The organism is Allobosea sp. 05T433 (genome assembly GCF_056396065.1).
The window spans coordinates 78,339-86,578 of the sequence record NZ_JBFTKS010000029.1; the positions used below are offsets into that span (position 1 = coordinate 78,339).

General features: G+C 57.5%; 7 protein-coding genes and 1 tRNA gene. 5 read left to right on the top strand and 3 right to left on the bottom strand.

Annotated features, from left to right (window positions below; genetic code table 11):
• Window positions 1–167 precede the first annotated feature (167 nt).
• Window positions 168–368, top strand: coding sequence for a hypothetical protein (locus AC1DGP_RS29005; RefSeq protein ID WP_476832799.1), 201 nt, complete (start codon window positions 168–170; stop codon window positions 366–368).
• On the opposite strand, the gene AC1DGP_RS29010 is transcribed toward AC1DGP_RS29005, so the two are convergent.
• On the bottom strand, window positions 338–1,045 hold the full coding sequence (locus AC1DGP_RS29010; protein ID WP_476832800.1) for a recombinase family protein: 708 nt from the start codon (window positions 1,043–1,045) through the stop codon (window positions 338–340). The genes AC1DGP_RS29005 and AC1DGP_RS29010 overlap by 31 nt on opposite strands.
• A gap of 170 nt (window positions 1,046–1,215) precedes the next feature.
• On the opposite strand from AC1DGP_RS29010, the gene AC1DGP_RS29015 reads away from it, so the two are divergent.
• Together AC1DGP_RS29015 and AC1DGP_RS29020 are read left to right on the top strand one after the other, a co-directional pair.
• Entirely contained in the window at window positions 1,216–1,635 is a 420-nt protein-coding gene (locus AC1DGP_RS29015; protein WP_476832801.1) for a hypothetical protein, read from the top strand.
• A gap of 1,712 nt (window positions 1,636–3,347) precedes the next feature.
• Window positions 3,348–4,685: a DEAD/DEAH box helicase family protein gene (locus tag AC1DGP_RS29020; RefSeq protein ID WP_476832802.1), complete on the top strand. Its 1,338-nt coding sequence runs from the start codon at window positions 3,348–3,350 to the stop codon at window positions 4,683–4,685.
• Between the two features lie 227 nt (window positions 4,686–4,912).
• Here the strand turns inward: AC1DGP_RS29020 and AC1DGP_RS29025 are convergent, their stop codons facing one another.
• Both AC1DGP_RS29025 and AC1DGP_RS29030 read right to left on the bottom strand, forming a co-directional pair.
• Entirely contained in the window at window positions 4,913–6,076 is a 1,164-nt protein-coding gene (locus AC1DGP_RS29025) for a tyrosine-type recombinase/integrase (protein WP_476832803.1), read from the bottom strand.
• A gap of 305 nt (window positions 6,077–6,381) precedes the next feature.
• Window positions 6,382–6,468 (bottom strand) — tRNA-Leu (locus tag AC1DGP_RS29030).
• Between the two features lie 143 nt (window positions 6,469–6,611).
• Here AC1DGP_RS29030 and AC1DGP_RS29035 point away from each other — a divergent pair.
• Complete coding sequence (locus tag AC1DGP_RS29035; RefSeq protein WP_441490246.1) at window positions 6,612–7,616, top strand: complex I NDUFA9 subunit family protein; 1,005 nt, start codon at window positions 6,612–6,614, stop codon at window positions 7,614–7,616.
• Window positions 7,617–7,702: 86 nt separating this feature from the next.
• Window positions 7,703–8,240 (top strand): leucine zipper domain-containing protein (locus tag AC1DGP_RS29040; protein WP_476832804.1); only part of this gene is annotated, 538 nt, incomplete at its 3' end.

Consider the following 8,240-nt stretch of genomic DNA (forward strand, 5'->3'; position numbering starts at 1 on the left):
AGGCCAGCGCACCGAGGCGAGCATACGTCCTCAGATACCTCAGGGCATTCGGACATTAAGCGCCTAGGCCGTGGCCTTTCTCCAGCACGCAAGAGACGCTACCCTCGGCGGATAGGCGGCGACGAATGACGAGCGAGGGAACACGAAGGCGTTGAGCCGGTTAGGCCATGATGGACCCTCTTTCGATCACTACCATGGACGAATACGGCGCTGCCTTAGAAGAGATGCAGAGCCTCTCAAAGGTGGCGAGGACTCACACGGAGGAAGCGCGGCTCAAGGAATTGATGACGGCGATGGCCGTTTGGGACGCCAAAAATGCGGCCGCTTTCGCCGAAGCTTACAAATTGCTCGACGGACGCCGCAGATAATAGGCTGTGGCCTTCTCAATCACGCGAGAGACACCGGCAGGGGTCCATGTGGTCAGCCCTCGTGCTGTGGGGACGCGACGGGCCGTAAGCTCTCTTGCGATGCCGCCAAGGGACGCGATGCCTGAGGTCTTAAGCTCCTCAATGATGGGGAGGATGTGAGATGCCCGGTCCTTGGCCTTGGCTCCCCTGACGACCGCAGAGACCTTGCGGGCCTCGTGATCGATCACAGCGCCACGATTGCCACCTAGCTTTGTTCCGCGAGCCTTAGCAGCCGCAAGGGCAGCCTTGGTCCTCTGAGAGATCATGGACGCCTCGTGCTCAGCCACAGCAGCAAGGATGTGGATCGTGAGACGGTTGGCCTGAGGGAAGTCCACAGCGATGAACTCGACGCCGCTTTCCATGAGATTGCTGACGAAGGCGACGTTGCGGGCCAGTCGGTCCAGCTTGGCGATGATCAGCTTAGCCCCGTAGAGCTTGGCGGCACTGATGGCCTTATGAAGCTCGGGACGCCCGTTGTCCTTGCCGCTCTCAACCTCGGTGAACTCAGCGGCCAGGGACCATTGGCCTCCATTAAGATGCTGGCGAACGGCTTCCACCTGAGCCTCAAGGCCAAGACCACTCCTGCCCTGCTTGTCTGTGGAAACCCGGTAGTAGGCAACGAAGCGACCATTGGCCATGTGTGTCTCGTTTATGTCTACGAACATTGACACAAATGATATGGAATCAGCGAGCTTTGTCAACGAGCGATCATCCGAAACCATGTTGGGGAAATGGACCTCCCACTGACTATCCCTGAGGCAACGCTGCCGCTAGCGTCGCCTAGGCTAAAGGGGGGGGGCAGGTCGGCATGAAGGCAATTATCGCAGCGCTCGCGATCATTCTCGCGTCCGGCACTGTTCAAGCACAAAGCGTTCCGCTTCTTGACGAGGCACCATCCACATACATCCGCGCCCGCAACAATGCGTATAAGCAACATCAAAAGGCGGGAATGGCAGGGCTTCGAGATTCCGTACTGCAGTGCTACAGCATATTCGAAAGAAAGAAGGAATTAAGGACAGCTCAATATTGCTACGCCCTACATCTTTCATCGATCATGATCGATAAGGATGTGATGAAGGTAATAGGTTCAGATAAATCAACCGTAGGATTTAGCCAGAGAGACCTATTAGATACGGGCGATAGAGCTATGGTGACGCTTGGCTATAATAGGGAACAACGAAACATGATGTTAGTGTTGTGGTTGCACGGCATGCTCACAAAGTCCTGATAGCTTGGAAAAGAGGACCTCAGTGAGATACCCAAAGATGTAGTCACCCATGTTCGCATCATGCGACGGCTTGCTTCAATCGTCAGCCACGAGCGCAGTAACCAAATTCACTAACTACGTKGCCGCCATTACCTCTCGCACCCGTGAGCGAATGCGTGAATTGCCGCCTGTCGGGCGAGAGCGCGAAAGCCTCGTTGGCTATTGGCTCCCAAGCAGATACCTCGCCATTGATCGAGCCACGAACAACGATGGCGAACGGTGAGGAGCAGGTGCTTCCAGAGCAGCGTCGGACCCTGCCCTTACCCGCCTGCGCATCGATCTCGAAGAACCATTGATTCGGGGCTACATCATTCAGATGCTTGCAGCCTCGCTCCTGCTCGCACATTTGACGCGATTGCTGAACACAGGAGAGTGATTCCGGCGCAGCGAATGCCACGGTTGGAAAACCCACAGCCGCTATAATGGCGGCGCACGCAAACGACTTAAGCTGAACCACGATATGCCCCATACCCGCCTTGGGAACTGCTTGCGTGTTTGGCCCGCTCCAGTCAAGCGCCCTCAGAAGTTCCCTTGCGTCTTCAGAGGCTTAAGCCCTGCAAGTTGATTTTTGGTGACACATTAGAGAGGGTACGTCCTCCGCAAGACTCGCCTCGGGCGATGCAGTCCCACCTTGAAGGTGCATTTCAGGGCGCCGAAAGTTCCCCTGATTCCATGGCGTTCTCAAAAGCTTAGGGGTCTTAAGGCCGCTCGTTGCCCACCTATAGACAGATGTCCTCCCTTGATCACGCTCCGGGTCGCTCGCGGCGGATAAGCTTTCATTGGCCCTTTGGGCTGAGGCCTGGGCATCATTAGAAGCATGAGGCCTTGGTGAGCAGGCTGAGCTTGCGGGCTCCCAGGACCGCATGCGCCGAGTGGGGAAACCCTCGATTTGAGGCGGCTTTCAGGGCCCTGGAAAATGTTTGGCTGATTTCCCTTCGTCATCAAGCGCTTGAGGCCCTTTAGGTTCGTATTTGCCTCCCTATAGAGAGGTTCGCCTCCCCAAGACCGCCAAGAGGCACCCACGACCTCAGGGGGCTCGCGAGCAATCGCAGGCTCTTTTTTGTTGTCGCGAAGTCGCCGGGGGGACCTGAGCGAAGAGCCTACCCCACAACTAACGAAACACTGGAGAAGACAATAAGACTATAAATGACACTGATACCTTAGGCATGAGGTTAGCATGAGAGCCGCATACAGGGAATAGTGACCACAAAAGATAAGCAAACCTATGGTCATCTTGGAGAAATCCAAGGGTCTCTTTCTTTATGAACAGAGATATGATAACGATCATGATCATTAAACGCTTCAGGGACCCACACGGTATCGATTAGAACAGATCGCGCCGTTCTATGAGTTCTATGTGCGAGCCAATGGACGGAGCCGAGAGCGCCTTAAGCAGGCTCAGGACAAAGCATCACAGAACCTGGGAGGAACACAAAGCAATGCATGGCTTCTAGATTAGCTTCCGAAGAGCTATCTACATGGTGCAATTCACAAAAATTGATAGCCACTAGACCACAGATACCAATGTCGCTCCAGTTCTATGCCATTCAAAACTGGAGTCAAAATCTAGAACGCATGGAATTTCAATGGCTTATAAGGCCATTTGTTAAAAGAAGAGGTAGTTACTTTCTACCTTCACAAGGCCCATGCACCAAACACTAAAGGACCAATAATTGATTACCGTTATCGACTCCATTATGGGGTCTGGAAAGACTAACTTCATGATCAAATACATGAAGGCAACGCATACCAATTACCTTGGTGAGAGGTTTAACAATGAGACCATTGAGCGCCCTAAGTTCCTATATGTCGCTCCACTCCTCTCTGAGGTTGATCGTATCACTAAGGAATGTCCTAACCTCAACTTTCGTGACCCTATCCCCGTTCAGGGTAGAAAACTCTATCATCTAGAGAGCCTTGTAGACCAAGGCCAGAATATCTGCACGACTCATGCCCTGTTTAAGATGTTGACTAGGGAGATATGCCGGAAGATCAGAGATAAGGGCTATATCCTTGTGATTGACGAGGCCCTTGAGTGCGTGTCGATCTATGATGATCTTACTGTTGCTGACAGAGCTATCCTCGTCAGTGACAATCGTATCTATGTTGAGCCTAAGACGAACAAGGTCCGATGGAACCATAAGGAAAACAATGACTATAAGGGCAAGTTCGACAAGGTCATGAACCTCTGCGACAATGGAAACCTCGCCATGTCTCGGCAGAAGGTAATGATCTGGGAGTTCCCTACAGAGTTCTTGAGCGCCTTTGAAGACGTGTTTGTTCTGACCTACCTGTTCAGTGGCTCTCTGATGGCATCGTATCTCAAGGCCGAGGGCTTAGAGTATGAGCTGATGACACTGAGCGACACCAAGGAGCTTGTGCCCTGCTCTGATGACGCGGTGTCGAGGCGTAAGAAGGGCAAGCTGCGCAAGCTCATCACGGTTTATGAGGGGCCACTAAACAGGCATGGCAACAGGGTGGGCAAGGCCAACCCGTTCTCATCGACGTGGTTCACAAAGCAGGATGGCACGACCCTCAGCAAGATAAAGGCATCGACTGAGCACTTCTTTAAGTCAGTGGCCAAGACGCAAGCCAATGACAATGCTTGGACCACCTTTACCAAGGCTAAGAGCGCACTAAGAGGCGGTAGGTATCGCAAGGGCTTTATCCCCTGCAATGCTAAGGCCACCAATGACTATAGGCATAAGCGGTCTCTGGCCTACCTGTGCAACATCTTTCACCAGCCTCCTATCGTGGCCTATTTCCAAGAGCGCGGCATAGACGTTGATCAGGACGCCTTTGCTCTCTCTGAGATGGTCCAATGGGTGTGGCGCAGTCAGATCAGGGAGGAGAAGCCGATCACCCTGTACATCCCCTCACAGCGCATGCGGGCTCTGTTCCTCTCGTGGCTGAATGATGAGGATGCCCCCGAGCACACACAGAACCGGCCTCAGAGCCCCAAGGCCACGAGTGAGCGCGCTTCGACCTATGCAGCCGCTGGGCAAGCATAGTCGATAAACCAGAACACCCACAGGAGACTCAGGGATGCCCGTACAGCGGCTTCATGATATTGCATATAGCTAACAGCCAATACGCCTGATGGGCTCTCGTGCGTCTCCTGTTGCCAATACAGATCTACGCAACAATATTGCTCAAAAAGTGTTAAGTTTAAACTATATTGCTTGAAGGGTGTTGCTCGACATTAGCTAACCTCACGACCCCTCCTCACCCGGAGCCATCAGGCGGCCTGTAGTTCTTTGTGATCTCCGAGTTGCCTTGGGAATTTACCGATAGCGAGCGCCATGGCTGCCACAGTCACATCCCCATAATCATCGCCAGCAGTTCGAGGGGCGTGGCCTTGGATCGCATCGACCACACGACTATCCATGCCCACCGAACGGGCCACGGTCTTGAAGCGATGACGCCACCCATGGTTCGGCATAACGCGGGTATCTGTGACCGTCTCTCTCGCAGTCTCCGCTAGGCGGTTCTTGAGGCCCTGGAGCGGCCCTAGAACGTCACCACCCTTCTTCGCTGGGGTGAGGAACAGGTGGCCTGCTCTGCTGCCTCGGGCGAACTCTGGGAAACCCATGGCCACAAGATGCTCATGCAGCACAACGTCCCGAGCCTGATCGGTCTTTACCGTCCCCGCCTCTGGGCTAATATGGATCACCCAGTGGCTCCCAGCTTTGCGTACGTCCTCCTTGCGGAGTTGAGCTAATTCGCCAACGCGAGCGCCTGTGTAGGCGCACAGCCATGGAACCCACCGCTTGGCAGCAAAGGTCTTTGGCTGCTCATTGCCCCGCTGGTGTGCGTCAGCGGCCCTGAGGAGTGCCTGGGCCTCTTCATCGGTAAAGCCCTTCGGACGTGTTGTCCTGCGCTTGCCGAGTTTGATGGTAATGCCCTGTGCTGGGTTGCTCCTGAGGCGTCGATTGCTGACTGCCCAGCCGAACAGGGTCTTGAGGGCCGACAGGTCGCTGTCCTTCACGGTCTTTGCCGAGATGCGCTTCCCTGTGCGGGGATTGATGGATGCCAGCCTGTGGTCCTTGAAGGCCACGACATGCTCAGGGGTCACCTGTGTGGCGTCGTCGTGCCCGAGAAAGCTGACAAGGCCATTTGTGGTACCGTTATAGCTCTCATAGGTGCTGGGCTTTCTGCCCACCGCGCGTGCTTCCTCCCACCAGTCCAAAAGGATGCCTGTGAGCGTGACCTTTGCCTTGGGCTGGGAAGTCGAGGGGGGCACAGGACTCTGGGGTGGCTCCTGAGCGCCTTCAGGCCTCATGGCTGCCCATGGCGCCACAAGCACTCCTTGGGCTTCCTCGGGCTTCACATCGCCATTGCGGATGCACGCGTAGAGGGCTGCAAGCTGACCCACCGCTGCACTGTTGCGGGCGGTTGCCACCGAGCGCTCATGCGTCCTTAGGGAAAACCTCACGACACGCCCAAAGGTGGCGCGAATCATGAGTTCCTGGCCTGACGAATCAGCGGGGAGGGGCAGGACCGTGACGTGTCCCTTCAGGCGCTCCTGAAGGTCGCAGGGAACGTGAGCGCAGAACTGGTGATTTATGCTGTCTGATCGCCTTGTGGGGCGAGGAACGCGAAGGACCATATGCACCGCCCGTCTACACCGGTTGGGCGGCAGATCACTTATGATGCGGAAGGAAACTTGTGCTGTCTCAAGCGCTTAAGGCGCATATGAGAAGCGAGTGGTGCCCAGGAGAGGACTCGAACCTCCACGCCCTTGCGAGCGCCAGCACCTGAAGCTGGTGCGTCTACCAATTCCGCCACCTGGGCAACGGCGGTTCGTTTACGGGGGCGGATGGAGGCTGTCAACGGGGATATCGAGCCGGCATGCGCCTATCTGTGGAATGTTCGCCTTCACAGCGCAGGTTCGATCCACTAGGACAGCGGCAAGTCCTCGGCGGAGCTTGAGAAATATGGCCACCCAGACCCCGTCCTCGCAGCTGATCACGGTTTTCGGCGGCTCCGGCTTCATCGGCCGCCATGTCGTGCGTGCATTGGTCAAGCGCGGATACCGCGTGCGCGTCGCGGTGCGCCGGCCCGATCTCGCCGGTTTCCTGCAGCCGCTCGGCACCGTCGGGCAGATCATGTCGGTGCAGGCGAATCTGCGCTATCCCGATTCGGTTGCTGCTGCGGTGCGTGGCGCGGATGCGGTGATCAACCTCGTCGGCATTCTCCAGGAAGGCGGCCGGCAGAGCTTCTCGGCCGTTCAGGCCAATGGTGCTCGTGCCGTCGCGCAGGCCTGCGCTGCCCACGGCATCACCCGTCTGGTCCAGGTTTCCGCAATTGGCGCCGCGCGTGAATCACGGTCCGCCTACGACCGCAGCAAGGCAGAAGGCGAGGCTGCCGTTCTGTCGTTGGTTCCCTCGGCCATCGTCCTGCGCCCTTCGATCGTCTTTGGGCCGGAGGATTCCTTCTTCAACCGCTTCGCTTCGCTCGCCCGGATGCTGCCTGTCCTGCCCTTGATCGGCGGCGGTGAGACCAAGTTCCAGCCTGTCTTCGTTGGCGATGTCGCCGAGGCTGCGGCGCGCGCCATCGACGGGACGATCACTGGCGGCCGAATCTACGAACTTGGCGGGCCTGAGGTGAAGAGCTTCAAGGAGCTGCTGACCTATGTTTGCGAGGTGACCGGCCGCAAGCGTGTGTTGGCGTCGCTGCCGTTCCCGCTGGCGCGGCTTCAGGCGCGCATTCTGGAAATCGTCAACACCCTGACGCTCGGCTTGCTGCCGGACGAGCTGATGCTGACGCGTGATCAGGTCACGCTGCTCGAGATCGATAATGTCGTCTCGAAGCAGGCGAAGGCGGAGGGGCGTTGCTTCGAGGGAATCGGAATCACCCCGACCTCGGTCGAGGCCATCGTGCCGTCCTATCTCTGGCGTTTCCGCAAGACGGGCCAGTTCGACACAGCCCGCGTCGGCTAGATGTGAGCTCTCAATAGGTTGTCCATCCGGTCCCGAGCGAGGAAGCTGAGGTTGCGAAGCTTCAGTCTCCATCGAAGGAGGACCGGATGAACATCCATAAGAATGCCCGTCTGACGCAGTTGGGTCGAGAGCGGATCGTGCGCATGGCGGCGGCAGGCACGGCCTCTGGCGTGATCGCCAAGGCGGCCCGCGTCAGCCTCAAGACCGTCCATAAATGGATCGCCCGCTTCGCCGCCGAGGGCATGGCCGGGCTGGCGGACCGCTCGTCGCGTCCGCGCCGGCTGCATCGCCCGACGCCGGCAGGCCAGGTCGAGCAGATCATCGCACTGCGGCGCCAGCGGCTGAGCGGCCAGGCCATCGCCAAGCAGGCTCAGGTCTCGCCGGCCACGGTGAGCCGGATCCTGCGACGAGCGCGGCTGAGCCGGATGCGCGACCTCGACCCGGCCGAGCCGGCGCGCCGCTACGAGCGCGCYCKCCCCGGCGAACTGATCCATCTCGACATCAAGAAGCTCAACCGGTTCAGGGAGCCGGGGCATCGCGTCACCGGGGATCGCAGCGCCGGCCGCAGCGTCGGGGCGGGCTGGGAGTTCGCCCATGTCTGCATCGACGATGCCTCCCGGCTCG

What these genes read in the sequence shown, in the direction of transcription:
- AC1DGP_RS29035 (WP_441490246.1), top strand. Translation starts at nt 6,612, where the DNA reads ATGGCCACCCAGACCCCGTCCTCGCAGCTGATCACGGTTTTCGGCGGC.
- AC1DGP_RS29015 (WP_476832801.1), top strand. Translation starts at nt 1,216, where the DNA reads ATGAAGGCAATTATCGCAGCGCTCGCGATCATTCTCGCGTCCGGCACT.
- AC1DGP_RS29005 (WP_476832799.1), top strand. Translation starts at nt 168, where the DNA reads ATGATGGACCCTCTTTCGATCACTACCATGGACGAATACGGCGCTGCC.
- AC1DGP_RS29010 (WP_476832800.1), bottom strand. Translation starts at nt 1,045, where the DNA reads ATGGCCAATGGTCGCTTCGTTGCCTACTACCGGGTTTCCACAGACAAG.